Here is a 26,313-nt window from a genome sequence, read left to right on the forward strand (position 1 = left end):
GCGCGCGTCTTTGACCGCGGTCAATGTTCACGCCGCCGCCGGGGCCTAGCCCGGCATCCAGACAGGGCCGTCGACGGCACTGTGGGGAGCTTAATCATGGACCTTGGGGTCATCGATCTGTCGCGGCTGCAATTCGCGCTGACCGCCCTGTACCATTTCCTGTTCGTGCCGCTGACGCTCGGGCTGTCGATGATGCTGGTCATCATGGAAGCCGTGTACGTGATGACGAACCGACCGATCTGGCGCGTCATCACGCGGTTCTGGGGGCGGATCTTCGCGATCAATTCCGTCCTGGGCGTCGCCACCGGGCTGACGATGGAATTCCAGTTCGGCACGAACTGGTCGTATTTCTCGCATTATGTCGGCGACATCTTCGGCGCGCCGCTCGCGATCGAGGGACTGATGGCGTTCTTTCTGGAGGCGACGTTCGTCGGGCTGATGTTCTTCGGCTGGGATCGCCTGTCGAAGCTCGGCCACCTGATCGTCACCTTCATGGTCGCGCTCGGGACCAATTTGTCGGCGCTGTGGATCCTCGTCGCGAACGGCTGGATGCAAAATCCGACCGGCGCCGAGTTCAACACCGACACGATGCGGATGGAAGTCAGCGATTTCGGCGCGGTGCTGTTCAATCCGATCGCGCAGGCGAAGTTCGTCCACACCATCAGCGCCGGCTATGTCTGCGCCGCGGTGGTGGTGCTCGGCATCTCCGCCTTCTGGTTGCTCAAGGGCCGCTACACCGCAGTCGCCCGCCGTTCGATGACGGTCGCCGCCGCGTTCGGCCTTGCCGGGTCGCTGTCGGTCGTCGTGCTCGGCGACGAGAGCGGCTATGCGCTGACCGACAATCAGAAGATGAAGCTCGCGGCGATCGAGGCTGCGTGGCACACCGCTCCTGCCCCCGCCGGGCTGACGCTGTTCGGCCTGCCCGACGTCGCCGCGCGCGAGACCCGCTACGAGGTACAGGTCCCGTGGTTGCTCGGCCTGATCGCAACGCGCAGCCTCGACAGGGAGGTAACGGGGATGTCCGAACTGGTGCTGAAAGCACAGGAGCGGATTACATCAGGCGTAATTGCCTATGACGCAGTCGAGCATCTAAAGGTCGATCGCACCGACGTCGCGCAGCGGGTACGGTTCGAGGCGCACAAGCGCGATCTGGGTTACGCGCTGCTGCTGAAACGCCACGTCGCCGATCCGCGCATGGCGAGCCCGCAGTTGATTGCGGCGACCGCATGGGACGTGGTGCCGAACGTCCCGCTGATGTTCTGGAGCTTCCGGATCATGGCGTTCATCGGCTTCTTCATGATCGCGCTGTTCGGTGCCGCGTTCGTCCTGACCTCGCTCCGGATGCACACCCAGACGCGCTGGCTCCTGAAGCTCGCCGTCATCGCCCTCCCGCTGCCGTGGATCGCGATCGAGCTCGGATGGATGCTCGCCGAGATCGGTCGCCAGCCCTGGGCGATCGAGGGGTCTTGCCGACGTTCCTGGCCGCATCGTCGCTGACCCGCGGAGTCCTGTGGACGACGATCATCGGCTTCACCGCGATCTACGGCACGCTGGCGGTGATCGAGGTGCGGCTGATACTCGCGACGATCCGAAAAGGTCCGTTCGAGCATGACGAGGATCCGAAGCCCGTCGTCGGCCTCGTTCCCACGACGCCTCCCATTCTCCGCTTGGCCGCCTGACAGGAGACACGACGATGTTCGACTATGAAACGCTGCGTCTGATCTGGTGGGCGCTGATGGGAATCCTGCTGATCGGCTTCGCGCTGACCGACGGCTTCGATCTCGGCGTCGCGGCGCTGCTGCCGTTCGTGGGGCGCACCGATGCCGAGCGGCGGATGGTGATCAATTCGATCGGCCCGACCTGGGAGGGCAACCAGGTGTGGTTTATCCTCGCAGGCGGCGCGATCTTCGCGGCGTGGCCGTTCGTCTATGCGATCAGCTTCTCGGGCTTCTACCTCGCGATGTTCGTCGTTCTCGCTGCGCTGATCCTGCGGCCGGTGGGGTTCAAATACCGGTCGAAGCGGCCGGACCCCGCCTGGCGGTCGCGCTGGGACTGGGCGTTGTTCGTCGGCGGGTTCGTGCCCGCGCTCGTGTTCGGCGTCGCGGTCGGCAATGTCCTGTCGGGCGCGCCCTTCCGCCTCGACAGCGACCTGCGCGCGGTCCTCGACGGCAGCTTCCTCGGGCTGTTCACGCCGTTCACGCTAGTGTGCGGCCTGTTGTCGGTCGCGATGCTGGTGCTCCACGGCAGCGCGTGGCTGGCGATCAAGATCGAACACGGCCTGATGCACGATCGCGCGCGCAAATTCGGCACGGTCGCCGGCGTCGCGTCGCTCGCGCTGTTCGCGATCGGCTGGGGCTTTGTCGCGTATGGCGACATCGGCTACCGGATCGTCGGCGCGATCGATTCGTCCGGTCCGTCCAATCCCCTGCACACCACCAGCGAACTCGCCCGCGGCGGCTGGCTCGCCAACTACGCCCTCCATCCATGGATGATGATCGCTCCCGCATTAGGGTTCGGCGGCGCGGCGCTCGCGCTCTTCGGCATCCGGCGTGGATCGGAAAGCGCTGCGTTCGCCGGGTCGTCGGCTTCCGCGCTCGGCATCATCGCGACCGTCGGCCTGTCGATGTTCCCCTTCATCCTGCCGTCCAGCATCGACTCGCATTCCAGCCTGACCGTCTGGAACGCCTCGTCGAGCGCCAAGACGCTCGGCATCATGCTGTTCGTCACGGTGGTGCTGTTGCCGATCGTCGTCGCCTACACCGCCTGGGCGTACAAGGTGATGTTCGGCCGCGTGACCTCGCAGGACGTCGCGACCAACCCCGATTTTTATTGATCCCGAACGCTAAGGATATCTGATCATGTGGTATTTCACCTGGGTCCTAGGCCTCGGTCTCGCCGTCGGCTTCGGCATTCTCAACGGCATCTGGCACGAGTTCCATTTGCCGATTGAGGACGATGCCGACGCCTCTGCAAACTCGTAACGGGCTCGTAAAGAATTCGCGCGGATATCCGGCGGCCTCGGACTATACTGGATCAATGGCTCACCACGACATCTGTGCGGATTGCGCGGTCCGCGATCAGGCTCTGTGCAGCAGCCTCACGGATGTCGAACTGCAGGCGCTCAACACGCTTGGGCGCCGCCGAAAGATTGCACGCGGCCAGACACTGATCTGGGCGGGCGACGACAGCATCATCTGCGCGAACCTGTTGTCGGGCGTCCTCAAGCTGGTCGCTGCCACGCCCGACGGTCGCGAACAGATCGTCGGGCTGCTCTATCCCGCCGATTTCGTCGGACAGCCCTATGCCGGCCAGGCGGACTTCACGATCACCGCGCTGACCGAGTCCGAGCTGTGCATTTTTCCGCTCGACGCATTCGAACGCGTGCTGGAGGATCATGCGCGGATGGAACGCCTGCTGCTCCAACGGACTCTCGCGGCGCTCGGTATCGCGCGTACGCGGATCCTGTCACTGGCGCGCCAATCGGCGCAGGAGAAGATCGCGGGTTTCCTCTTGGACATGGCCTTGCGCGCGACCGCGACCGGCGGCCGCGCGACGCCCGACGGGCCGATGACGTTCGACCTTCCTCTCACCCGCGGACAGATCGCCGACGTCCTCGGACTGACGATCGAAACCGTCAGTCGCCAGATGACCCGGCTCAAGACGGCCGGCGTGATCGCCCTGCCCGGCGGCCGCGCGATCACGATATCTGACCCGGACGCGCTGCAGGGTCGCGCCGAAGCCGCCTAACCCGCGTCCCGTCCGCACAGGCCATCGACCAGAATGGCGCGCGCGTTCCGGCTGAGACGACCGGCGCCCAGCGCCAGGATCGCGAGTTCGGTGAAGTCTATCTCGCGGCGACACCCGTCGAAGAACCCGCGCAACATGTACCCGAACGCCTCAGCACAGGGTGTCGCGTCACCGGACAAGGCCGCGGCGATGTCGTCCGCATGGATCGAAGCGCGCAAATGCCAGCCGCGCGTTCGTCCGAGCAACGCCGCGGTCAACGGGTCGTCGATGTCGCGCGCGAACAGCGCATCGATCGCCGCGGTACCCTGGCGCGGATGACGGACCATCATCGCGCACAAGCTTCGCCCAAGGGCATCGGTCTCCGCCTCGGACACCCGATCGGGTAGCGCGTCCGCGCATGCCTCCAGGCGATCGCACAACACGCGAAGCCGGGCATGATCGGCGATCAGCCCCACGAGGTCGATTTCGTCGATCACGTGCCAGTGCTGCCCCGACACCATCCTCTCGCCATATCCGTCACGCTCGGCCATCGCGGATCTCCATGCCGCCAGCTTGCACGCCACCGGATACGCAGCATTGACGGCGATCAAATGCCGGAGCGCCGCGCACTGCGTGCCTTACTTGCAGGGGCAACGACATCCCGGCGATCATGATCCCATGGCAGGAAGCGGCGGCGTTTGCGGCGATGTTCCCCGGTTGCTGTCCGAATACGATCGTCGCCCGGTCGTCGTCGGCATCGCGCTCCACACCTCTACAATGGAGCAGACACACCGCGTTGCGGCGCATGTGGAGACAAACGGGCTCGCCATCTGACCAGCGCGCCGTCAGCGTCGAGCACGCGCGTGCAGTGCGCGGACCTCGTCGGCGAACGTCATGACCGGCCCCTCGACGATCGCCCCCGGCACCACATCGGTGATCCGCAACGGTGCGATCCCGAGTTGCGGCTTGCCGAGGTCGCGCAACCACTCGCCGAGCTGGATCGAGGATGTCGCGTAGACGATCTTCCCCATGCCCGCCAAACCATGCGCCGCCGCGCACATCGCGCAATGTTCGCCCGAGGTGTAGACGACCGCTGCTCGCCGCTCTTGCGCGGACAGGTTCTCGGCGGCCCAGCGGACGATCGCGAACTCGGGGTGCCGGGTGGGATCGCCGCCGCCGGTTCGGTTGCGATCCTCGAACACGATCGTTCCGTCACCAGACACCAGGACCGATCCGAAGGGCTGGTCGCCGGCCTCTACCGCCTCGCTCGCCAGATCCACGCACCGCCGCAGATACCGAAGGTCGTTGTCGTTCATGATGCCCATCCTCATTTGTCAAACCAAAGCGGTCGCGCGGGAGAATGGATCCGACGCCGTTGCATTTGAAAGCCGGGCAAATCGCCCACGTCGCAGAAGATCCGCTCCTGTGGCCGCGGACGAATTTACGGTTGGCGCCCCAGGCGCTACCGGAAGCAGACTATCCGCCGACGATCGAGGAAAACGCACTGACATTCGAGTTCCGGCCCAGCGCTTTGATCAAGGCGAATGCGGACAGCCTGCGCCAGACGGTCCGCGTGATCGTCGCGACCGCGGCGGCGTTCGCGGCGTACAAGACGCTCGGCCTGCACGAAGGCTATTGGGCAGTGTTCACCGTGCTGATCGTGATGCAGGCATCGATCGGCGGAACGCTCGGCGCGGCGACCGATCGGTTGCTCGGGACATTGCTGGGCGCGGTGCTCGGTGGCGTCGGCGCGGCGCTCGGGCGGACCGATACGGTCGAACTCGGGCTGGTGCTCGTCACCGTCACGGGGATCGCCGCGCTTGTCGCGTCGATCCGGCCGCGGTTGCGGATCGCGCCGGTCACCGCGGCGATCATGCTGCTCAGCGCGCCGCCGGGCTCTTCGGTGGAGATATTCGTCCGCGATCGCATCATCGAGATCGGGCTTGGCGGCATGATCGGCGTGCTGGCGGCGATGCTGATCCTGCCGGCACGCTCGCACGGCGTGGTGATCGCGCGCACGCTGGCCGTGCTGAACCATATCGACCGGATGCTGCGCGCGCAGGCCGATGCGCTGACTAACGGGGTGGCGCTGCCCTCGTCCCCGAACACGGCGCGCTGCGTCAGGCGCTGGCCGCGGTCGAGCTGGCCATGAAGGATGCCGACCGCGAGCGGGCCTCCCGCCTTGCCGATCACGGTATCCCCGCCGCCGTCCCGCGCACACTGTGGCGCATCCGCAACGACCTGGTGCTGAGCGGTCGCGCGCTCGACGAACCGCTGCCCCCGGCGGCAATGGCGGCGCTCGCCAAGCCGACGGCGGCGATGCTGACCGCGCACGCCGCGCTGGCGACCCGGTGTTCGGAGGCGCTGCGCACACGCGGCAAAGTCGATCGGGGCGACGTCGAAGTCTGTTATCGCATGTTCGGTACCGCGCTCGATCAGTTCCGCCGTAGCGAGGCCGCGGCGACCCTGGATTTCGACGCATCGGGGCGCGTGTTCGGGCTCGCCTTCGCCGCGGGTAGACTGCACCGCGACCTGCTCGACCTCGCCGGGCGCGTCGACGAGATCGCACCGACCAAGGTGCTCGCCGCCGACCAAAGCTGACCCCGCGGCTTTGACGCCCGGCGCGCACGCGGTACGGGCGGCCATGACCGAAACCATAGCACGGCCCGACCTCGCCGCCGAACTCGTCAATCTGCTAGACCTCGAACCGCTGGATACCGACCTCTTCCGCGGACCACAGCGGCCCGGTGCAAACGCGCGCGTCTTCGGCGGGCAGGTCGTCGCACAAGCGCTGATGGCGGCGCAGCGCTCGGTCGACGGCCCCGCCGTGGCGCACAACATGCACGCCTATTTCCTGCGCGCCGGCACCGAGATGCAACCGATTCTCTTTCGGGTAGAGCGCGACTTCGACGGCAAGTCGTTCGCGAACCGCCGCGTCACCGCGAGCCAGAACGGTGCGACGATACTGACGCTGGCCGCATCGTTCCACCGGCCGGAAGCCGGGCTAGAGCATGCGGTCGCGATGCCCGATGTCCCGCCGCCGGAGGAGCTGCGCTCGCTCGACATTCTGGCAGGCGAATATGCGGGTATCTCCGCGCAAGCCGTCGCGTTCCTCAGCCAGCCGTCCGCCTTCGATATCCGGCCATGCGGCGTGCCCGCGTTCCTCCAGACCGAGCCCGGCATGCCCGTTTCCCATGTCTGGATCCGGTTCCGGGGCAGCGTGCCGACCGATCCCCAGATACGCCGGGGCGTGCTGGCCTATCTGTCGGACTACGCACTGCTCAGCGCGTCGCTGATCCCGCACGGCGTGAACATGTTCGAGCACAGCATGCAGACCGCCAGCCTCGACCACGCGATGTGGTTTCACGAGGACGTGCCGCTCGACGGCTGGCTGCTCTATAGCAGCGAAAGCCCGTGGTCGGGGCATGGTCGCGGCATCGCGCGCGGCGTGTTCCATAGCCGCGACGGACGGGCGATCGCGCATGTCACGCAGGAAGGGTTGATCCGGATGCGACCCGACCTCGCGCCGCGCACCACGATCCCGCATATGCCCTGATCCACCGGGACTCGGATTCACCCGGTTTTGATTCCCCCGGTCCTGATTCCCTGCTCCTGACTCACCGCCTCCGCGCGGTTCAACGCGGAAATCCATATTGACACCGCATTTGTACGGACATTAACACTATCTTGCGCCAGTGATGCTGGTTCCAGGATGTCGCGCCGCGGAAGACGGACGATCCCGATCTCGAGAGGATGTCTGTATGCGTCATTCGTACGCCGTATCGCTGTGTGCGTTGCTCGCGGTGCTGCCATCGGCAGCCCGGGCGCAGACGGCGTCTCCGCTCGATACCGATCCGTCGTACCAGACGATGCTGGCGCTGATCGACGAGATGGTCGAGAACAAGCTGGTCAGTCGCGAGCGTGCCGATACGCTGATCTCCAACGCCAAGGCGAAAGCAGGCCGTGCGCTCGCCGCGAATGCCCCGTCACCGGCAGCCCCTCCACTGGCAGCCCGGACAGCGCCACCGCCCCGCGTGCAGGTCGCCGACCAGACGGCCGATCCCGGCGCGAAGATCGCTCCGGTACCGGTCGGCAACCCGCAGGTGGTGAACGCCGGCGGGGTCGCGCTGCCCGCCGATCTCGCGGTCGATTGGAGCCGGGGGGCGCCGGTGTTCAGCAGTCGTGACGCAAAGTTCACCTTTAAGATGCGCGGGCGGCTTTTGGCGGATATCTCCTCGACGAGCGGGTCGGATTTCGACCGTCGCAACATCACCGTCTCGACATTGCGCCAGTTCCGCGTCGGCGCGATCGGCACGATCGGCGATCACCTGTTCTACCAGTTCGAGACCGATTTCCGGCGCAACGCGACCGAGGTCGTGCAGGCGTTCGTCGGTTATCGCCAGAAGTTCGGCAAGACCGACGCCGATGTGAGGTTCGGCAATCTCATCACAGATCGCGGCATCGACATCGGCACCGCCTCGACCGCCAATCCGTTCATCACCACCAACATCAACACCACCGCGCTTGCGACGCAGGGCGGCAAGGTCTTCCTGATGGGCGCGGTCGGCCGTGCGGGCGGCAAGAACTGGCACGCGAGCCTGGGCGTGCACGGCGATGCGATCGACAGCGATTTCACGCGCAGCGACAACCGCATGCTGCTGGGCCGCGCGCACTGGAACCCGATCCTCACAAAGCATGGCCTGATCCACATCGGCGGCTGGGCCTATAGCGAGAACATCCCCGACACGACGCTGCCGACCACGTTCGCGCAAGGCATGGCGGGGGCGCTCAATAACAGCGTCCGTGTCGAGTCCGCAGCCCTGACCGGCGCGGACGGATCGAAGGCGTTCGGGCTCGAACTCGGCGGCACGCTCGGACCGTTCTACGCGTTCGGCGAATATGGCCAGCGGACCGTGCATGGCGGCCCGACCTCGACCTTCCGCAGCGGTAAGATCAAGGCCTTGTCGGTCAATGGCGGATTCTGGATCACCGGCGAGACGCCGACCTATGCCTCGCGCAGCGGCACCTATGTGGCGCCGAACGTGCTGAACTCGGTGCTCGATGGCGGATGGGGCGCGCTGGAGGCGGTGGTGCGGTACGAGGATCTCGACAGTTCGAGCCTTCCGCTCGGCGGCACCGGCACGGCGGGCACGCTCGGCCTGAACTGGTCGCTGACCAACAATTTCCGGTTCATGGCGGACTATACCCATTTCCGCACCGACAACCGCACCGGCAGTTTCATCGGGCGGGATAGTGGCGACACGTTCGCGGCCAGGGCCGAAGTGGCGTTCTGACGCCAAGCCGCTGCTCGCTTAGACTTGCCAGCGTACCATAAGTTCGATAATGTCCGTACAAAGCGATAAGGAGGATGTATGAGCCTTTCGGCTATCAAGGTTGGCGAACAGCGCTACCGCGCGAGCTATGGCCGCTATCTCGAGGATTTCGTCGTCGGCGACATTTACGAGCATCGCCCCGGGCGGACGATCACCGACGCGGACAATATCCAGTTCTCGCTGATGACGATGAACGCACACCCAATGCACTGCGATGCGCAATATGCCGCGAAGAGCGAATTCGGGCGGCTGCTGGTCAATAGCGGGCTGACGCTCGCGATCGTGCTCGGCATGACCGTTAACGACGTCAGCGGCAAGTCCCCGCCAATCTCGGCTGGACCGAGATCAAGCTGACCCATCCGGTATTCGGTGGCGACACGCTGACCGCGGAAACCGAAGTGCTCGAAATCCGCGAGTCCAAGTCGCGCCCGACGCAGGGGATCGTCACCACCCGCACCCGCGCGTTCAACCAGGACGCCAAGCAGATCATGGAGTTCACGCGCAACTCGCTGGTCTACAAACGCGGCGAATCTCCCGACGACAAATAGCCCTATCGATCGACCAACCGGTCGCCCTTGATGGTGACCGGACGTCCCCCGCGCGGCCTGCGAGAGCTTCGACCAAAGAAGACCCGGCCCGTCGTCATTCCGAAGAGAGGTAGCCCCATGGCCGATACCATCGCCGTCAACGCAGGAGCCAGGCTGGACCGTCTGCCCATCTCCCGATTCCACTGGCGTATCCTGGGGCTGATCAGCGCGGGTGCGTTCCTCGACGCGTTCGACGTCTACCTTGCGGGCGGCGTCATCGCCGCGCTGAAGACCGAGGGTTTCTCGACGCTGGCGCAGGCCGCGGTGTTCATGTCGATGACCTTCCTCGGCATGATGATCGGCGCGGGGATGGCCGGCTATGTCGGCGACCGGTTCGGGCGTCGCGCATCCTATCAGTTCAACCTCGCGCTGTTCGGCCTCGCCTCGATCGCGGCGATTTTCTCCCCGAACATGACCTTCCTGATCGTCTGCCGCTTCATCATGGGCATCGGTCTCGGTGCCGAGCTGGTGGTCGCGGCGGGCACGCTCGGCGAGTTCATCCCGCCCGCGTATCGCGGCCGCTGGGTGTCGATCATGGGCATGGTCGTCAATTCGGGCCTGCTGGTCGCCACCTCGGTCGGCTATATCGTCATTCCGACGCTCGGCTGGCGCTACATGTTCGCGATCGGCGGCATCCTGGCGCTGATCGTCTGGGTGATGCGCAAGAAGATGCCGGAATCGCCGCGCTGGCTGGAATCGGTCGGTCGCAACGACGAGGCTGAGGCGACGCTGCGCGAGATCGAAGCCGAAGTCACCGCACACAAGGGCCCGCTTGCCCCGGTTCCAGCCGTTCGCGTGGTGCCGAAGGTCCATGCGCCGCTTTCCGCGCTGTTTGGGTCCAAGCTGCGCCGCCGCCTGATCGCCGCGACGCTCGCCGCGATCGCGGTCAACGTGTCGGTCTATGGCTTCGTCGCGTGGTTGCCGACCTTCCTGGTCAGCCACGGCACCGGCATCGTTACCTCGCTCTGGTACACAACACTGATGTCGTTCGGCAGCGTGTTCGGTGCGATCGTCGCGATCGGTATCGCCGACCGCATTTCGCGCCGCGCCTCGCTGATAGCGGCCGCTATCGCGATCATGATCTTCGGCTTCCTGTATCCGAATGCGCAGGGCGACCTGATGGTGCCGCTGACGGGCTTCCTGCTCGTGTCGAGCATCTACACGCTCGTGACGCTCGCGCTGTTCGCCTACATCCCCGAGCTGTTCCCGACCGCCTATCGGCTGCGCGGCACCGGTTTCGCGGGCATGTGCGGACGCGCCGCGTCGATGGTCACGCCCTATGCCACCGTCGCGCTGTTCGAGCGCTTCGGGCTGGAGGGCGTGCTCGGCATGGTCGGCGTCGTGCTAGCCTGCATGATCGCCGCGGTCGGTCTGCTCAACATCGAGACCACCGGCCAGTCGCTCGACGACGTCGCCGATGACTCGCTGGTCACCGGGGGGCTGCCAAGTGACGCTTTCGCAAACCTTCGCCGATTTCGCGACTGGCCTGACGATCGATGCGATTCCCGAGCGGGTCAGGAGCGCGCGCGCCATCTGATCCTGGATTCGGTCGGCACCGGGCTCGCGGCGGTCGGCGCCCCCTGGGCGGAGGCCAGCTTCGCTGCCGCCGGCGATCTCGGCAGCGGCACTGCGCCGGTGCTCGGCTATGGCCGCACGCTGGCGATGCGCGACGCGGCGCTGATGAACGGGCTAGTCACGCACGGCCTCGACTATGACGACACGCATGCGCGCGGGATCATCCACGCGACCGTCAGCGCCTTTCCGACCGCGCTCGTCGCGGCGGACAAGGCGGGTGCTTCGGGGCCGACCTGCTCGTCGCCTATATCGCGGCGATGGAGGTCTCGACTCGGGTCGCGGCCGTCGGCGCGGGCGGGTTTCACGGCTTCGGCTTCCACCCGACCGGATTGATCGGCGCGTTCGGATCGACGCTCGCGGCCGGCAGGTTGCTTGGGCTGGACGCACAGCAGATCGCGATGGCGCAGGGGATCGTGCTGTCGATGGCCGGCGAGAGTCTCGAATTCCTGGCCGACGGTGCGTGGACCAAGCGCCTGCATCCCGGCTGGGCGGCGAGTTCGGCTTTGACCGCGGCAACGCTCGCCAAGCGCGGCTTCGTCGGACCGCCGGCTGCGTACGAGGGCCGGTTCGGCCTGTATGCGCTGTATCTTCGCGACGCCGCCCTGCCCTGCTCGCGCAGGCGACCGAAGCGCTCGGCGAGACCTGGGAGATCGAGGCGGTTTCGGTGAAGCCGCTTCCCGCGTGCCACATGACGCATGCCGCGATCGATGCGGCGATCGCGTTGCGCAAGGAATACGACCTGACCGCCGCCGACATCGCCAAGGTCATCGTGCTGGTGCCCGAGGCGGTCATCCCGATCGTCTGCGAGCCAATCGCCCCCAAGCGGACGCCGCGCACCGGCTACGACGCGCAATTCTCGATCCCCTATACGGTCGCGACCGCGCTGCTGACCGGCAAGTTCACGCTCGATGCGCTCGATCCGGCGGCGCTCAGCGATCCGGCGGTGCTCGGTCTGGCGACGCGCGTCGATTACGCGATCGACCCGGACAGCGATTATCCGAAGCATTTCACCGGCGAAGTCATCGTTCAAACCCACGACGGTCGCATGTTGCGTCACCGCGAGGCGATCAACCGCGGCGCGTCAGATCGGCCGCTCAGCAACGCCGACATCGACGCCAAATATTTCGAGAACGCCGCTCGCACGGTCGACGAGACGCGCGCCGCGCACATCCGCGCCGCAGTGCTCGACATGGACCGACACCCCGCTTCCGCGCTCGGCGACATCCTCGCCGGCGCCACTGCCCCTCAAGGAGTATCCGTATGACCCTGGCAAACGCGATCGCCGCCGATGGCGCGATGACCGACGAAGAGATCATGATCCTGGATTCGATCGACAAGTTCCTCGAAACCGATGTGCGGCCGTTCGTCCATCAGCTCGAACATGACGACGAATACCCGCAGAAGATCGTCGACACGATGAAGGAGATGGGGCTGTTCGGCCTGATGATCGCGCCCGAATTCGGTGGGTTCGGCATCTCGACGCTGACCTATGCGCGGATCATCGAAAAGATCTCGACCGTGTGGATGTCGGTCGCGGGGATCATCAACAGCCACATGATCATGGCGATGACCGTGCAACGCTGCGGTACCGAGGCGCAGAAGGATCATTACCTGCCCAAGTTCGCGACCGGCGAACTGCGCGGCGGCATCGGCCTGACCGAGCCCGACGCGGGCACCGACCTGCAGGCGATCCGCACCACCGCGGTCCGCGACGGCGACGACTATGTCGTCAACGGCAGCAAGATGTGGATCACCAATTCGGGATCCGGCAACACCATCCTGTTGCTGGTCAAGACCGACACGGCCGCCGAGCCACGCCACAAGGGCATGAGCCTGCTGATCGCCGAGAAGGGCGACGGCTTCATCGTGTCGAAGAAGCTGGAGAAGCTCGGCTACAAGGGCATCGACAGCAACGCGCTGACGTTTGACGGCTACCGTGTCCCGGTCGACCGGCTGATCGGTGGGATCGAAGGCGTCGGCCTGAAGCAGGTGCTGGGCGGGCTCGAACTCGGCCGCATCAACGTGGCGGCGCGCGGCGTCGGGATCGCGCAGGCGGCGCTGGACGAAGCGGTCGCCTATGCGCAGACACGCAAGACGTTCGGCAAGCCGATCTGCGAGCATCAGGCGATCCAGCTGAAACTGGGCGAGATGACGACGCGCACCTATGCCGCGCGGCTGCTCACCGAAGCCGCCGCCAAAGCTTATGACCGCGGCGAGCGCTGCGACATGGAAGCGGGCATGGCGAAGTATTTCGCGACCGAGGTGGGGCTGGAGAATGCGATCGAGGCGATGCGGATCTTCGGCGGCTATGGCTATTCGAAGGAATACAACGTCGAGCGGCTCTACCGCGACGCACCTTTGCTGACGATCGGCGAGGGCACCGAACGAACTGCAACGCATCATCATCGCCAAGCAGATCATCGCGCGGAACCCCGCATGAGCCAGCCACTCGCAGGGCTGCGCATCATCGCGGTCGAACAATATGGCGCCGGCCCTTTCGGCACGCAGCAACTCGCCGATCTCGGCGCCGAGGTGATCAAGATCGAGAACCACAAGGACGGCGGCGATATCGGCCGTCATGTCGGCCCCTATTTCTTCGCGCCGGGCGACAGCCATTTCTATGAGTCGCTCAACCGCAACAAGCGCAGCATCGGTCTCGACCTGAAAAGCGCGGACGGGCGTGCGGTGCTCGAAAAGCTCGTCGCGGAGTCGGACGTGGTGTTCAACAACCTGCGCGGCGACCTGCCGGCAAAGCTCGGGCTCGATTACGCCGCGCTGTCGCGGTTCAACCCGGCGATCGCCTGCGTCCACCTCTCCGCCTATGGCCGCACCGGCAGCCGCGCGGCGTGGCCCGGCTATGATTACCTTATGCAGGCCGAGGCCGGCTATCTGTCGCTGACCGGCGAACCCGGCACCCCGCCGGCGCGCTTCGGGTTGTCGATCGTCGACTTCATGACCGGCACGACGGCCGCGCTCGCGATCCTTGCCGGCGTCGTCTCGGCCCGCGGGAGCGGTATCGGCCGCGATCTCGACGTCAGCCTGTTCGACGTCGCGCTCGGTAATCTCAACTATGTCGCCGAATGGTATCTCAACGGCGGCGTCACCGTCGAACGCACCTCGCGCTCGAGCCATCCCTCGCTCACCCCCAGCCAGCTCTACACGACCAGCGATGGCTGGATCTTCGTGATGTGCAACAAGGAGAAGTTCTTCGAGGTTCTGTGCGGGCTGATCGAGCGTCCCGAATGGGCGACCGATCCGCGCTATGCGACCTTTGCCGCGCGGCTGGAGAACAGGCCGGCATTCAATGCCGATCTCGATGCGGTGCTGTCGACCCGCACCACCGCGGACTGGATGCAGCTGTTCGAAGGCAGGGTGCCCGCTGCGCCCGTGCTCGACGTCCAGCAGGCGCTCGACAATCCGTTTCTCGCGGAATCGAAGCGGATCATCGACTTCCAGCATCCCGAGCACGGCCCCTGCCCGGCATCGCCTCGTCGATCCGCGCAGGCGGCGTCGAGCATCCGGACAAGGCCGCCCCTGCGCTCGGCGCGGACACCGGCGCCATCCTCGCGACGCTCGGCTACACCGACGACGATGTCGCGGCCTTGCGGACCCGTGGCGCGGTACGGTGACGCCAGCGCTTGCATCGAACGCCAAGGCATCGGACGGTGCGCTATTGTCCGGATTACCCGACAAAGCGACCGATGGATATTCGATGCCCCAGCTTCGTCAGCAACCGCGTTACCTGCAACTCGCCCAGACGCTGATCAACGAGATCGACGATGGGCGCTATCCGATCGGTACGCTGCTGCCGACCGAGTTCGAGCTCTGCGATCAGTTCGGCGCGAGCCGCTTCACCGTGCGCGAGGCGATCAAGCGGCTCGTGCAATCGGGCATGGTCTCGCGTCAGGCCGGAGTCGGCACGCGCGTCCTTGGGCTGTCGCGCCCGGCCGCTTACCGACAGGTGATGGAGGGGCTTTCCGACCTCCAGCAATACACCAACGAAACCAGCCTCACGATCATCGCGCGTGAAACGATCGCGCTGGACGGACCGCTCGCCGAGCAAGTCGGCGCGACATCGGGCCAGACCTGGCTGCATCTCATGGCGCTGCGCCGCGCCGCCGGGACCAGCCCGATCTCCTATTCGGATATCTACCTCCACCCCGCGTTCCGCAGCCTGAAGCTCGACGACGATGTCGGCGACGTGCCGATCTTCAACCGGATCGAGGAACAGTTCGGCGAGCGCGTCGCCGAGGTCCGCCAGCATATCGAAGCGGTGGCGATCCCCGCGCCGATCGCAAGGCTGCTCGAAACCGCGACCGGCGCGCCCGGCTTGCGCCTGACGCGCCAGTATCTGAACGCACGCGGCGAGGTCGTCGAGATAGCGATCAATACCCATCCCGCGGACCGCTATTCCTATTCCCAGACCTTCCGCCGCGATCCCGTATCCGGACTGTAGAGGATTTTTCATGACCATTGCCGCCCGCAGCATCCTGTTCGTCCCCGGCGATCGCGCCGAGCGTTTCGACAAGCGCGCGCGCGAGCGGCGCGGACATGGTGGTGATCGATCTCGAAGACGCGGTCCTGCCCGACCGCAAGGCCGCGGCGCGCGATACAGTCCATGATGCGCTCGCGGGCCTGACGGAGTCGCGCTTCGTCGTGCGGGTGAACAGCCTGGATACCGCGTGGCATGCCGACGACGTCCGCGCATTCGCAGGCCTGCCGGGTGTCGCGGGGTTGATGCTGCCCAAAGCCGAGCGCGCGTCTGACTTCGCCGCGATGCACGAGGCCGCGGCGGGCAAGCCGCTCCATGCGCTGGTCGAAACCGTCTCGGCGATCCTGAATTTGGCCGACCTCGTCACCGCGCGAGGGCTCGCGCGGCTGTCGTTCGGCACGGTGGACTTCCAAGCCGATGCCGGCATCGACGGTGACGGCGCGGAGATCGACTATGTCCGCACGCAGATCGTCCTTCACTCACGCAACGCCGGGCTTGCCGCACCGGTCGACGGGGTCTCGACCGACCTCACCGACGACGCGGCGCTGGCCCGCGACACCGATCATGCGCGCCGCTTCGGCTTCGCCGGAAAACTCTGCGTCCACCCGCGTCAGGTGGGGATCGTCAACGCTGCCTTCCTCCCTTCCGACGCCGACATCGACTGGGCGACCCGCGTCATCGCCGCGATCGACGGCGCGTTCGGGGCCGTCGCGGTCGACGGCAAACTGATCGACAAACCCGTCGTCGACCGCGCCCGCCGCCTTCTCGAAACCCATGCGGCGTTCCAAGCCGGCTGATAGCGAAAACGGTCGGACGACGGGCTCTTCTCATCGTCTCAGTGGATCGCCGCGTCTGAAAAGCGCGATATCATCGTCTCGCAACTGCCGATTGCCGTCCTATTGCCGGTGCGCGGCGATGTACCGGCCGATCTGCTCGTCGAGCACGTCCAGCGGTAGCGCGCCCTGATCCAGCACCGCTTCGTGGAAGTCGCGAATGTCGAAACGCGGCCCAAGCTCTCGCTCGGCCCGCGCCCGCAGCTCCGCGATCTTCAGTTCGCCGACCATGTAGCTCGTCGCCTGCCCCGGCCAGTTGAAATACCGGTCGACTTCGCGCGCGACATCGGTGTCCGCGACCGAGCTGTTCGCCTTGAAATACGCGATAGCCTGTTCGCGGGTCCAGCGCTTGGAGTGGATGCCGGTATCGAGCACCAGCCGGATCGCGCGCCATACCTGCAAAGACAGCATGCCGAACCGGCTATACGGATCCTTGTAGACACCCATCTCGTTCGCCAGCCGCTCCGAATAAAGCCCCCAGCCCTCGACATAGGCGCCATAGCCGCCGAACTTGCGGAACTTCGGGATCCCGGTCAGCTCCTGTTGGCGCGCAATCTGGAAATGATGGCCCGGAGCGCCTTCATGTGCGGCGATACCGGCGACCTGCACCTTCTGCGTCTGGTTCATGTCGACCAGGTTGACGTAATAGATGCCGGGCCGCGATCCGTCTGCCGACGGCGGGTTGTAGAACGCGGTCGACGCGGTGCCCTCGCGCCATTTCTCGACCGCGCGGACCTCCAGCGGCGCCTTGGGCAAGGTCCGGAAATATTTGGGCGCAACCGCCATCACCGATGCGATCACGCCGCGGGCGTCACCCAGATACTGTTCGCGACCGGCCTGTGTATTGGGATATTTGAACTGCGGATCGGTGCGAGATCTTGGCGAAAAACTGCTCGAGCGTTCCCTGGAAGCCGACTTCGCGCTTGATCGCCTCCATCTCCTGCCGGATCGCGGCGACCTGCTTCAGGCCGAGATCGTGAATCTGGTCGGCGGTCAGGTCGGTCGTGGTCGAGGTCTTCAGCCGGTCTGCGTAATAGGCAGCGCCGTTCGGCAGGCTCCACGCCCCGAAATTGCCCTTCGATTGCGGCTCGATCGCATCGAGCGTCGCGAACAGCATGTCGTAGCCACGTCGGAACGGCCCGGTCAGCGCCGCACCCGCATCGCGCAACAGCGTAGCCTTCGTCCCGGCGGGCACGGTCAGCGCGCCAACCTTCTTGCGGAAATCCGCCATTAGGGTCGAGTCCGCACCATTGTCGAACGGCGCACCGAACAGCACGGCGCGGGCATCGGCGCGGGCTGGCGCGAAATTGACCTTGTTTGGAATGATACCGGCTGCCGCCTGTTCGCGCATCGTCGCGGTGACCTCTCGCATCACCCGCTCGGTATCCCGCAGGCGGGCGATATAGGCCTGAGCATCCGCCAGCGTATCGACCTTGTGATTATTGATCAGCAACACCGGGATGTCGCCAGCCGGGCTGCCGTTGGTCGACACCGGAAAGCGGAGCTTGCGGAACTGAAGCGACTGGCGGCCGCGTTCGACCTCATATTCGAACAATCGATAGCTGACGCGGGCGCTTTCGCCGAGTTGGTCGGGACGAAGCGCGACTGCATCGCCTTCAACTGCCGCTCCGACAGCGCCTGCGCGCGGAGTGCGGCGGCATCGGTATAGTCGTCGAGGCGGTCGTAGTGCGTCTTTAGCCCGAGCTGCGTCAGAGACTCAGGGCTGAGATCGAGTTGCTGGTCATACGCGTCGTCGAGGAATTTCAGCAGCGCCGCATCCTGCGCCGCCGTTGCCTGATCCTGGACCGGGACCGGCGCGGCGGCCTGGACGATCGGCAGCGCCGGCAACAGCAATAGGGCAAAGGCAAGACGCATCAGATTCTCCTGTCGAATGCTCGCTTGTCGCGCGCTACTCCGATCGACGCAATCGTCTGCGGTCAGCCGCAATCCAAATCGACAGGCTTATGCGGGCCAAACGGTGTAGCCACCGCTTCGTGCCAAGGTACGACCGTAGAATTCCAGAGTCAGGCCCATTGCTTGTAGGAACAGCGCGGGATCGTATCGCGGCCCCTCGTCTCGCAGGAACGCATGCTGTGCATTGAGTTCATGCCACTGATAGGCCGCCCCGACCTCTTCGAGCCGTCCGCGGATCGTCTCCCGGCCGGCATAGGGAACATGCGGATCCTGACGCCCCCAGACGAACAGGATTTCGGCCTCAATTCGGCCATGCGCTTCAGGCTATCGTCGGACCGCCCCTCGCCTAGCGTGCCCGAATGGATGTCGGTCGGATAAAAGCAGGCGGACGCGGACACGCGCGGATCGAGCGCTGCGCGATAGGCAAGGTGGCCGCCGAGACAGACGCCGAACGTCGCCAGCCTGCCGTTGCAGGCAGGGTGTCCCAGAAGAGCGGTCAAGCCGGCCTCCGCATCGGCATCGAACGCGGCAACGGACTTGGTGATCTTCAGCGCATTGCCTCGATCCGTGCCGGTCGGATCGTAATTCAGCGCCGCCCCCGCCGGCTCATACTCGTGATAGACCTCCGGAACGGCGACGACATAGCCGTTTCCAGCGAGCATCGCCGCCAACCGACGGATCGGCGCCGTCACCTGATAGATTTCCGAAAACAGGAGCAGACCAGGGAAGCGCCCCTCTATCGCCGGCCGGAACAGATGCATCCGCATCGGGCCACCGCCGGGCACGTCGACATCCAGTGTCTCGTCGCTACGCAAGATCATCCGCTAATCCTCATGCCGGTGCCGAACAAAATTCCGGGTCGCCATACAGGCTATCCGGCAATCCTGGACAGCCACCGCAGCAGGAATGTTGGGGCACGGCGATGTCGACGAGCGACCAACGGACCGAGGCCACGGTGCACTGCCCATCCGACAGGTCGCGAGAGGTTCGCAAACCGTCCGTGAAGCGCAGCCATACTGGACAGACCGAGCGCATCATGGTTTTCGCGCGCAATGCCTAGCAATACCCCGTGTCGCCGGTGATCCCGCAGCTCGACCTGTTGTTTCGTGGCGGTGCCACCGGGTTGCTGCTGCTGGCGGCGGTGGTGTTTGCGCGGGCGCCAGCGTCGTTGCCGAGTCGGTTCGGGCTGGCGCTGACGCTGTGCACCGTGGTCGGCACGCTGGCGGGATTGCCGCATGCGCCGGGCGCGTTCGATCCGCTGCTCGATCTGAGTTCGAACGCCGCGATCCCGTTGTTCTGGCTGTTCGCGCGCGCGTGGTTCGACGATGCGTTTCGGCCGAAACCCGTCGATATGGCGCTGGCGGCGGCGTTCCTATGCTGCACGCTGTACGCCAGCCTCGAGGGGCGCGGGCTGGCGGCACCGATCGAGGGGCTGGATATCGCGATCTACATCGGCGGGACGGCGTTCGCGATCCATGCGCAGTGGCTGGCGTGGCGCAACCGGCAGGGCGATCTGGTCGAGGCGCGGCGGCAGGCGCGGACGATCTTCGTCGCATCGGTCGGGCTGATCATCCTGTGGCTGCTCGGCAGCGAGATCGTCGGACGGCTGACGCATCACCTAGCGCTGTCCGGCATGGCGTCGGCGGTGGGATTGTTCATGGGGGCGTTCGTCATCAGCGCGCTGCTGTTCGGGCTGCGCCATCCGGAGGTCTTTCCGAGCGCGGCGTCGGGCACCGCGGTCGGCGAGGTGCAGGCGGCGAGCGCGGCGCGCGAACCGCTCGACGCCGCGCTCGGGGAGAGTCTCGCCCGGATGATGACGCAAGACCGTGCCTATCGCGATCCCGACCTGACGATCGGCGTGATCGCCGCGCGCGTCGAGACGCCGGAGTATCGCGTGCGGCGGCATATCAATGGCGGCCTCGGCTATCGCAACGTCAGCGATTATCTCAACGAACACCGTATCGCCGAAGTCCGCAGCGCGCTGACGGACCGGGCGCAGGCGGACGTGCCGATCCTGACGATCGCGATGGACGCGGGCTTCGGCAGCCTCGTGATGTTCAACCGCGTGTTCAAGGAACGACTCGGCGAAACCCCGAGCGCGTTTCGGCGACGGCACCTCGACGGCTGAGCGAAGCCGGTTTTCAGGACCGCAAACCGGTCGTTTTCGAAAACGACTGGTCGGTTTCGAGGATCGGCAGGCCAGGATCGGCCCGGATCGGCAGGGCGACCGCGTTCACCAACGGGACGCGACGATGCCGAAGATTTTCCCCCGACCACCGGGCTGATTGCCGCCGGTCTGACCCTGTTATCATGCGCCGGCTGCGCGTCGGAGCCGGTCGCATCGCCCGCGCCGGACGGCACGCTGGTCGATGTCGTCACGATCCATCGTGCCGGCGGCCGTACCTCGTCCTTCGACGGCGTCCTGCGACCCCGTCGCGATATCGCGCTCGGGTTCAAGACCGGCGGCCGCGTGCTCGCCTTGACGGTACAGGTCGGCGATCACGTCCGTGCCGGGCAGGTGCTCGCTCGCCTGACGCGGACCGAGGCGATCGCCGATGCCGGGCAGGCGCGCGCCGAACTGGCCGCCGCCACCGCCGAGGCGATCCGGGCCGGCGATGCTGCGCGGCGCGCTTCCGGGCTGGACGGGATCGGTGCACTGTCGGCGGCGGACGTCCATGACCGCGCGCTGACCGCCAGCGCCGCGGTGGCAAAGCGCGACGCGGCGCGCGCAGCATTCGAACGCAGCCGAGCCACGCTCGCGGATAGCGTGCTAGTCGCGCCCGAAGACGGCGTGGTGACCGAACGCGCGATCGAGTCAGGGACAGTGGTCGATGCCGGCGGTGTCGTCGTCCGGCTCGCGGCAGGCGGCCCCGAAATCGAGGTTCGCCTGCCCGAGCGCGTGCGCTTGGCCGGCGGCACGATGGCGGACGTCAGCTTCTGGTCCGCGCCGGATACGATCGCCGAGGCTCGGCTGAGGCTCGTCGGCCCCGCGGCGGACGGCACGCTGCGGTTGCGGACCGCGCGGTTCACGGTGCTGGGCGACGTATCGGCGATCCCGTTCAACAGTTCGGCGACGCTCACCTTGCGGCTGCCCGATCCCAAGGCGACGATCCGCGTGCCGCTGACCGCGCTCGGCGCGCAGGGGCGCCAGCCGCATGTCTGGACGCTGTCGAGCGGTGCCAACGGGGGTGGCAACCGCGTCCACCGCCAGCCGGTGCATCTGGTCGACCTGCGCGGCGACGATGCGATCGTCTCGGGCCTGCCCGATGGCGAGCGGATCGTCGCGAGCGAGGGCGATACGCTGTCGGAAGGGCAGCCTGTCGTCGTGGCCGGCAGCGTCGCGGGCGGCAACTGAGCGATGGACCGCTTCAATTTGTCACGCTGGGCGATCCGCCATCCCGCGCTCGTCGGCTTCCTGATTGCGTTGCTGCTTGCCGCCGGCACCGCGCAATTTTCGCGCTCGGCCGCGACGAGGATCCGAGCTTTACGCTGAAGGAGATGATCGTCGCCGCGGCATGGCCCGGCGCGACGCCCGCGCAGATGCAGGCGCAGGTCGCCGACCCGATCGAACGCCGGCTGCGCGCGACCGAAGACCTCGACTTCCTGCAGACCTATTGCGTCGATGGCCACTGCGTCATCCACGTCTCGCTGACCGACGGCGCGCCCAAGGAGCGCGTGCCGGTGATCTGGCAACAGGTGCGCAAGCGGCTGAAGGATATCGAGCCCGATCTGCCCGCCGGCGCGTCGGTCGCGGCGGATGACGATTATGCCGACGTCTACGGCTATGTCTTCACGCTGACCGGCGCGGACAATGCGCGGCTGGTGACGTTGGCCGAGCAGGCGCGCGACGCGATGCTGCGCGTGCCCGGCGCGGGCAAGTCGCAGATCACCGGCGAAATCCCGCGCAAGCTGTTCGTCGATCTCGACAGCCGCCGGCTCGCCGCGATGGGCGTGTCGCCGGGCGCGATCGCGCAGGCGCTGACGAAACGCACCAGCGTCGCGCCGTCCGGCGTGGCGGAACGATCGATGCGGGTGCCGGTGCGGATCGGCGGTGCGGTCGATGGCGCGGATGCGGTCGAGGACACCGCCGTTGCCGCGGCGAACGGCACGGTGAATGTCAGCGATATCGGGGTCGTCAGCAACGGCTATGCCGATCCGCCAGATGGGCTGGTCCGCCATGCGGCAAAGCCCGCGGTGGTGCTGGCGATCGCGATGGCACCTGGCGCCGACGGCCTCGGCTTCGGCAAGCGGCTGTCGAAGGTCGCCGCCGAGTTCGGGCGCACCCTGCCAGCCGGGGTCAAGCTGACGCAGGTCGAGGACCAGAGCCAGAATATCCGCGAGGCGGTCGACGCGTTCCTCATCAAGTTCTTATGCGCGCTGACGGTGGTGCTGATCGTCGCGTTCGTGACGCTCGGGTGGCGGACCGGCGTGGTGGTCGCGCTGTCGGTACCGCTGACGCTCGCGATCGTCGCCTTGTTCATGGGGGCGAGCGGGATCGGGCTGGAACGGATCTCGCTCGGCGCGCTGATCTTGTCGCTCGGGCTGCTGGTCGACGATGCGATCATCAGCGTCGAGGCGATGGTGGTGCAGCTCGAAAAGGGCGCGACGCGCGCCGATGCCGCCGCTTATGCGTGGACGCACACCGCGTTCCCGATGCTGACGGGGACGCTGCTGACGATCGTCGGCTTCCTGCCGGTCGGCTTCGCGCAATCGACCACCAGCGAATATGCCGGTGGGATCTTCTGGGTGACCGGGTCGGCGTTGCTGGTCAGTTGGGTCGTCGCGGTGGTGTTCACGCCGTATCTGGGCGTGCGGCTGCTGCCCGAGGCGGTCTCGCACCACGATCTAGACGCGATGTACGACACGCCGGTCTATCGACGACTGCGCCGGGTCGTCGATGCGTGCATGGCGCAGCGGGGGACGGTGGTGGCGGTGACCGCCGCGCTGCTGGTAGCAAGTCTCGCGGGCGCGATGCTGGTGCGGCAGCAATTCTTCCCCACCTCCGATCGCGCGGAGATCATCGTCGACGTGAGCCTGCGCTCCGGCGCGTCGCTTTCCGCCACATCGGCGGCGGTGAAACGGATCGAGGCGGGCATCGTGCGGGACCGCGATGTCGCGCAGGTCGACAGCTATATCGGGCAGGGTTCGCCGCGCTTCTATCTGCCCTACGGCCCGTCTTTGCCCGATCCCGCGACCGCGACGATGGTGCTGGTCGCGACCGATCTCCACGCGCGCGAACGCGTGATTGCGCGGCTGCTGGCGAATCATGCGGCACCCGAGGCCAAGCTCCACGTCCGCCGCCTGTCGCTCGGGCCGAGTGCCGGCTTCCCCGTGCAATATCGCGTGATCGGCCCCGATCCGGAGACGCTGCGGAGGATTGCGGCGCCGATCGAGGCGGTGCTGCGCGCGACGCCGGGGACGACCGCGGTGCAGGCCGATTGGGGAACGCCGTCGGTCGCGATGCGGCTCGATCTCGATAGCGATCGGGTCGCGCGGCTGGGGCTCGATCGTGCGCAACTCGCGAGCGAGGTCGCGACGATGCTGTCGGGCCAGCCGGCGGGCGAGGTGCTGCGCGGAACCAAGCGGATCGGCATCGTCGTGCGCGGCACGGCGGCGGATCGCGGCGATCCGGGGCGGCTCGGCGATATGGCGATCAGCACGCCCGGTGGTCCGGTCCCGCTAGCCCAGGTCGCGCGGATCGGCGTGACCACCGAACAGCCGATCGTGTGGACGCGCGACGGTGCGCTCTGCATTACCGTTCAGGCGGACATGACCGGCGACGTGCAGGCCTCCGAAATCGTCGACGCCGCCGCCGCGCGGGTCGCCGCGATCGCTAAGGCACTGCCCGCCGGCTACCGGATCGAGGATGGCGGCGACGGCGAATTGTCCGCCAAGGCGAACGACGCGATCTATGCGCTGCTGCCGATCACCTTCGGGCTGATGCTCCTGCTGCTGATGGTCCAGTTGCAGAGCATCGGCCGCACGCTGCTGGTGCTGGCAACCGCGCCGCTCGGCGTGATCGGCGCGGTGGCGGCGCTGGTGCTGACGGGTGCGCCGTTCGGGTTCGTCGCGCTGCTCGGGCTGATCGCGCTCGCGGGGATGATCATGCGCAACTCGATCATCCTGGTCGATCAGGTGCAGCATAACCAGGCCGAGGGCATGGACCTGCACGCCGCGATCGTCGCGGCGACGATCGGTCGCTCCCGCCCGGTCGTGCTGACCGCGCTGGCGGCGGTGCTCGCGTTCATTCCATTGTGTTTCAACATCTTCTGGGGGCCGATGGCGATCGTCATGATCGGCGGGCTGATCGGTGCGACGATCCTGACGCTGGTCGCCCTGCCCGGGCTCTACGCGCTCGTCTTCGATCGCCCATCCAGCCTTCCGCTGCAGGACCAAGCACATGCATGAACCGAACGTCTCCCGCGCCCTGCCGCTGCTGCTCGCCGCCGGGCTGGCGGGGTGCACGGTCGGGCCGAACTTCACGCGGCCCGCGCCGATCCTGCCGCCGGTGTGGCAGGGGGCAGCCCCGGTGTCGGCTAGCACCGATGCGCGCTGGTGGCGCAGCTTCGACGATCCGGTGCTCGATGCGTTGGAGGCGCGGGCTGGTGCGGCGAACCTCGATATCGCGGCGGCGATCGAGCGGATCACCGCCGCGCGAATCGAGCGCGGGCAGGCGCGCGCCGCTGATGCGCCGCAGGTCGAGGGTCAGACGGGGTACAGCCGCGAGCGGCTCGGTATGGCGGGGATCGCCTCGGTGACGCAGACATTGCTTGGCGTCACCCCGACGACGACTCCGCCCAAGGGTGTCGATTTCGATCTCTACAGCGCGGGCGTCGGCGCGAGCTGGGAGCTCGATCTTTGGGGCGGCCACCGGCGTCAGGCCGAAGCCGCGCAGGCCTCAGTCGAGGCCAGCGAAGCCGCCGCGCGCGGGGTGCGCCTGTCGGTCGAGGCGGAGGTCGCGCGCAGCTATGTCCAGTTGCGCGGCCTCTGGGACGAGCGCCGCATCGCGCAGCAAGACGCCGCGATCGCCGACCGCAACGCCGCGATCGTGCGCGCATTGCTGGCGCGCGGGCTCGCCACCCCGATCGATCTTGCGGCAACCGAGGAGAAGCAGCGCGCGCTGCGCGGCGATATCGTCGAGCTCGACCAGCAGGCGGCGGCGACGCAGCGCGCGCTCGCGATCCTGGTCGGCGGCACGCCCGATACCGCGCCGTTCGACCGCGCGGCGCTGCAACCGCCGAAGCCCCTGCCGGCGGCGGCAGCGCGTCTGCCCTCGGACATCGCCCGCTCGCGGCCCGACATCGTCGAGGCCGAGGCACGACTCCACGCCGCAACCGCGCAGATCGGCGTCGCGCAGGCCGATTTCTATCCCAAGATCAGCCTGACCGGCCTGTTCGATATCGACGTGCTCAGCCTCTCCGACTTCGGCTGGAACGCGCGCAGCACCAGCATCGGGCCAAGCCTGTCGCTACCGATCTTCTCTGGCGGCCGGTTGCAGCGGCAACTCGACCTGCGTCGCTCCGAAGACCGCAGCGCCGCGCTCGCGTACCGCCAGACCGTCCTCACCGCGTGGCGCGAAGTCGACGACGCGCTGTCGGCGACCCGCGCCGCGACCGAACGCACCGACCTGTCCGACCGCGACCTTGCCGCGCGGAGTGAGACGGTCGCGCGGGTCGAGGCGCGCTACGCTCGCGGCGATATCGCGCTGCTGCAGGTGCTCGACGCCCGCCAAGCCGCGCTGGCGGCGGAGCGCGCGGTCGTCCGCCAGCGCGTCGCCGCCATGCTCGCCCACATCCAGCTCCATCGCGCGGTCGGCGGTTAGCGATCAGCGACGCCTGCCCCTTCCCAGACCA

At 66.8% G+C, this 26,313-nt stretch carries 24 protein-coding genes and 5 pseudogenes; 22 read left to right on the forward strand and 7 right to left on the reverse strand.

The window, feature by feature from the left end:
- Positions 1–96 precede the first annotated feature (96 nt).
- The 4 genes and pseudogenes from AC0IX7_RS07180 (at position 97) to AC0IX7_RS07195 (ending at position 3,747) form a co-directional block, all read left to right on the forward strand.
- Positions 97–1,679 (forward strand): annotated as a pseudogene (locus AC0IX7_RS07180) (cytochrome ubiquinol oxidase subunit I).
- A gap of 14 nt (positions 1,680–1,693) precedes the next feature.
- Positions 1,694–2,833, forward strand: coding sequence for a cytochrome d ubiquinol oxidase subunit II (gene cydB, locus AC0IX7_RS07185; RefSeq protein WP_471811000.1), 1,140 nt, complete (start codon positions 1,694–1,696; stop codon positions 2,831–2,833).
- A 25-nt stretch (positions 2,834–2,858) separates the two neighbouring features.
- A complete protein-coding gene (gene cydX, locus AC0IX7_RS07190) occupies positions 2,859–2,981 on the forward strand; it encodes a cytochrome bd-I oxidase subunit CydX (RefSeq protein ID WP_471811001.1) in 123 nt (40 codons plus the stop codon).
- 55 nt (positions 2,982–3,036) lie between these two features.
- The gene (locus AC0IX7_RS07195; protein WP_471811002.1) at positions 3,037–3,747 is read left to right on the forward strand and encodes a Crp/Fnr family transcriptional regulator; all 711 of its coding nucleotides are present in this window, start codon (positions 3,037–3,039) and stop codon (positions 3,745–3,747) included.
- On the opposite strand, the gene AC0IX7_RS07200 is transcribed toward AC0IX7_RS07195, so the two are convergent.
- Positions 3,744–4,337 carry a hypothetical protein gene (locus AC0IX7_RS07200; RefSeq protein ID WP_471811003.1) on the reverse strand — a complete coding sequence of 198 codons (594 nt, stop codon included), beginning with the start codon at positions 4,335–4,337 and terminating at the stop codon, positions 3,744–3,746. The genes AC0IX7_RS07195 and AC0IX7_RS07200 overlap by 4 nt on opposite strands.
- Positions 4,338–4,404: 67 nt before the next feature.
- Here AC0IX7_RS07200 and AC0IX7_RS07205 point away from each other — a divergent pair, with 67 nt between their 5' ends.
- Complete coding sequence (locus AC0IX7_RS07205; protein WP_471811004.1) at positions 4,405–4,560, forward strand: hypothetical protein; 156 nt, start codon at positions 4,405–4,407, stop codon at positions 4,558–4,560.
- An 11-nt stretch (positions 4,561–4,571) separates the two neighbouring features.
- Here the strand turns inward: AC0IX7_RS07205 and AC0IX7_RS07210 are convergent, their stop codons facing one another.
- Entirely contained in the window at positions 4,572–5,042 is a 471-nt protein-coding gene (locus tag AC0IX7_RS07210; RefSeq protein ID WP_471811005.1) for a nucleoside deaminase, read from the reverse strand.
- A gap of 131 nt (positions 5,043–5,173) precedes the next feature.
- Between AC0IX7_RS07210 and AC0IX7_RS07215 the strand changes: the two genes are divergently transcribed.
- From AC0IX7_RS07215 to AC0IX7_RS07270, 12 genes and pseudogenes are all read left to right on the forward strand, one after another.
- Entirely contained in the window at positions 5,174–5,878 is a 705-nt protein-coding gene (locus AC0IX7_RS07215) for an FUSC family protein (protein WP_471811006.1), read from the forward strand.
- Complete coding sequence (locus AC0IX7_RS07220; protein ID WP_471811007.1) at positions 5,875–6,327, forward strand: hypothetical protein; 453 nt, start codon at positions 5,875–5,877, stop codon at positions 6,325–6,327. Before AC0IX7_RS07215 ends, AC0IX7_RS07220 begins: the two co-directional genes overlap by 4 nt.
- 43 nt (positions 6,328–6,370) lie before the next feature.
- Complete coding sequence (locus tag AC0IX7_RS07225; protein ID WP_471811008.1) at positions 6,371–7,282, forward strand: acyl-CoA thioesterase; 912 nt, start codon at positions 6,371–6,373, stop codon at positions 7,280–7,282.
- A gap of 205 nt (positions 7,283–7,487) precedes the next feature.
- On the forward strand, positions 7,488–9,020 hold the full coding sequence (locus tag AC0IX7_RS07230) for an OprO/OprP family phosphate-selective porin (RefSeq protein ID WP_471811009.1): 1,533 nt from the start codon (positions 7,488–7,490) through the stop codon (positions 9,018–9,020).
- A 78-nt stretch (positions 9,021–9,098) separates the two neighbouring features.
- The gene (locus tag AC0IX7_RS07235; RefSeq protein ID WP_471811010.1) at positions 9,099–9,413 is read left to right on the forward strand and encodes a MaoC family dehydratase; all 315 of its coding nucleotides are present in this window, start codon (positions 9,099–9,101) and stop codon (positions 9,411–9,413) included.
- Positions 9,414–9,439: 26 nt separating this feature from the next.
- On the forward strand, positions 9,440–9,607 hold the full coding sequence (locus AC0IX7_RS07240) for a hypothetical protein (protein ID WP_471813785.1): 168 nt from the start codon (positions 9,440–9,442) through the stop codon (positions 9,605–9,607).
- Positions 9,608–9,724: 117 nt separating this feature from the next.
- Positions 9,725–11,889, forward strand: a pseudogene (locus tag AC0IX7_RS07245) (MFS transporter).
- Positions 11,886–12,485 (forward strand): MmgE/PrpD family protein, encoded by a 600-nt coding sequence (locus tag AC0IX7_RS07250; RefSeq protein ID WP_471811011.1) that lies wholly within the window; start codon positions 11,886–11,888, stop codon positions 12,483–12,485. Before AC0IX7_RS07245 ends, AC0IX7_RS07250 begins: the two are co-directional and overlap by 4 nt.
- Positions 12,486–12,535: 50 nt before the next feature.
- A pseudogene (locus tag AC0IX7_RS07255) lies at positions 12,536–14,698 on the forward strand (CoA transferase); the annotation flags it as partial.
- A 235-nt stretch (positions 14,699–14,933) separates the two neighbouring features.
- A pseudogene (locus AC0IX7_RS07260) lies at positions 14,934–15,089 on the forward strand (GntR family transcriptional regulator); the annotation flags it as partial.
- A gap of 96 nt (positions 15,090–15,185) precedes the next feature.
- Positions 15,186–15,677: a GntR family transcriptional regulator gene (locus AC0IX7_RS07265; RefSeq protein WP_471813786.1), complete on the forward strand. Its 492-nt coding sequence runs from the start codon at positions 15,186–15,188 to the stop codon at positions 15,675–15,677.
- Positions 15,678–15,694: 17 nt separating this feature from the next.
- Entirely contained in the window at positions 15,695–16,510 is an 816-nt protein-coding gene (locus AC0IX7_RS07270) for an HpcH/HpaI aldolase/citrate lyase family protein (protein WP_471811012.1), read from the forward strand.
- Positions 16,511–16,609: 99 nt separating this feature from the next.
- On the opposite strand, the gene AC0IX7_RS07275 is transcribed toward AC0IX7_RS07270, so the two are convergent.
- The 5 genes and pseudogenes from AC0IX7_RS07275 to AC0IX7_RS07295 all read right to left on the reverse strand — a co-directional run.
- Positions 16,610–17,347, reverse strand: coding sequence for a DUF885 domain-containing protein (locus AC0IX7_RS07275; protein ID WP_471811013.1), 738 nt, complete (start codon positions 17,345–17,347; stop codon positions 16,610–16,612).
- A gap of 10 nt (positions 17,348–17,357) precedes the next feature.
- Positions 17,358–18,101, reverse strand: coding sequence for a DUF885 family protein (locus tag AC0IX7_RS07280; RefSeq protein WP_471811014.1), 744 nt, complete (start codon positions 18,099–18,101; stop codon positions 17,358–17,360).
- On the reverse strand, positions 17,993–18,421 hold the full coding sequence (locus tag AC0IX7_RS07285) for a hypothetical protein (protein ID WP_471811015.1): 429 nt from the start codon (positions 18,419–18,421) through the stop codon (positions 17,993–17,995). Before AC0IX7_RS07285 ends, AC0IX7_RS07280 begins: the two co-directional genes overlap by 109 nt.
- 87 nt (positions 18,422–18,508) lie before the next feature.
- A complete protein-coding gene (locus AC0IX7_RS07290) occupies positions 18,509–18,766 on the reverse strand; it encodes a dienelactone hydrolase family protein (RefSeq protein WP_471813787.1) in 258 nt (85 codons plus the stop codon).
- A gap of 119 nt (positions 18,767–18,885) precedes the next feature.
- Positions 18,886–19,281 (reverse strand): annotated as a pseudogene (locus AC0IX7_RS07295) (dienelactone hydrolase family protein); the annotation flags it as partial.
- A 248-nt stretch (positions 19,282–19,529) separates the two neighbouring features.
- On the opposite strand from AC0IX7_RS07295, the gene AC0IX7_RS07300 reads away from it, so the two are divergent.
- The 5 genes from AC0IX7_RS07300 (at position 19,530) to AC0IX7_RS07320 (ending at position 26,282) form a co-directional block, all read left to right on the forward strand.
- Positions 19,530–20,588: an AraC family transcriptional regulator gene (locus AC0IX7_RS07300; protein WP_471811016.1), complete on the forward strand. Its 1,059-nt coding sequence runs from the start codon at positions 19,530–19,532 to the stop codon at positions 20,586–20,588.
- A gap of 252 nt (positions 20,589–20,840) precedes the next feature.
- On the forward strand, positions 20,841–21,815 hold the full coding sequence (locus tag AC0IX7_RS07305; RefSeq protein ID WP_471813788.1) for an efflux RND transporter periplasmic adaptor subunit: 975 nt from the start codon (positions 20,841–20,843) through the stop codon (positions 21,813–21,815).
- 3 nt (positions 21,816–21,818) lie between these two features.
- A complete protein-coding gene (locus AC0IX7_RS07310; RefSeq protein ID WP_471811017.1) occupies positions 21,819–21,953 on the forward strand; it encodes a hypothetical protein in 135 nt (44 codons plus the stop codon).
- Between the two features lie 5 nt (positions 21,954–21,958).
- Positions 21,959–24,868, forward strand: a complete 2,910-nt coding sequence (locus tag AC0IX7_RS07315; RefSeq protein ID WP_471811018.1) for an efflux RND transporter permease subunit — start codon at positions 21,959–21,961, stop codon at positions 24,866–24,868.
- A complete protein-coding gene (locus AC0IX7_RS07320; RefSeq protein ID WP_471811019.1) occupies positions 24,861–26,282 on the forward strand; it encodes an efflux transporter outer membrane subunit in 1,422 nt (473 codons plus the stop codon). Before AC0IX7_RS07315 ends, AC0IX7_RS07320 begins: the two co-directional genes overlap by 8 nt.
- Positions 26,283–26,313: the final 31 nt, after the last annotated feature.

The organism is Sphingomonas sp. AC411, assembly GCF_979253035.1.

Bases quoted from the DNA above. Each gene is read 5' to 3' on its own strand.
- cydB (WP_471811000.1), top strand. From the start codon at position 1,694: ATGTTCGACTATGAAACGCTGCGTCTGATCTGGTGGGCGCTGATGGGA.
- cydX (WP_471811001.1), top strand. From the start codon at position 2,859: ATGTGGTATTTCACCTGGGTCCTAGGCCTCGGTCTCGCCGTCGGCTTC.
- AC0IX7_RS07195 (WP_471811002.1), top strand. From the start codon at position 3,037: ATGGCTCACCACGACATCTGTGCGGATTGCGCGGTCCGCGATCAGGCT.
- AC0IX7_RS07205 (WP_471811004.1), top strand. From the start codon at position 4,405: ATGGCAGGAAGCGGCGGCGTTTGCGGCGATGTTCCCCGGTTGCTGTCC.
- AC0IX7_RS07210 (WP_471811005.1), bottom strand. From the start codon at position 5,042: ATGAACGACAACGACCTTCGGTATCTGCGGCGGTGCGTGGATCTGGCG.
- AC0IX7_RS07220 (WP_471811007.1), top strand. From the start codon at position 5,875: ATGAAGGATGCCGACCGCGAGCGGGCCTCCCGCCTTGCCGATCACGGT.
- AC0IX7_RS07225 (WP_471811008.1), top strand. From the start codon at position 6,371: ATGACCGAAACCATAGCACGGCCCGACCTCGCCGCCGAACTCGTCAAT.
- AC0IX7_RS07230 (WP_471811009.1), top strand. From the start codon at position 7,488: ATGCGTCATTCGTACGCCGTATCGCTGTGTGCGTTGCTCGCGGTGCTG.
- AC0IX7_RS07235 (WP_471811010.1), top strand. From the start codon at position 9,099: ATGAGCCTTTCGGCTATCAAGGTTGGCGAACAGCGCTACCGCGCGAGC.
- AC0IX7_RS07265 (WP_471813786.1), top strand. From the start codon at position 15,186: ATGGAGGGGCTTTCCGACCTCCAGCAATACACCAACGAAACCAGCCTC.
- AC0IX7_RS07285 (WP_471811015.1), bottom strand. From the start codon at position 18,421: ATGCGTCTTGCCTTTGCCCTATTGCTGTTGCCGGCGCTGCCGATCGTC.
- AC0IX7_RS07310 (WP_471811017.1), top strand. From the start codon at position 21,819: ATGGACCGCTTCAATTTGTCACGCTGGGCGATCCGCCATCCCGCGCTC.
- AC0IX7_RS07315 (WP_471811018.1), top strand. From the start codon at position 21,959: ATGATCGTCGCCGCGGCATGGCCCGGCGCGACGCCCGCGCAGATGCAG.
- AC0IX7_RS07320 (WP_471811019.1), top strand. From the start codon at position 24,861: ATGCATGAACCGAACGTCTCCCGCGCCCTGCCGCTGCTGCTCGCCGCC.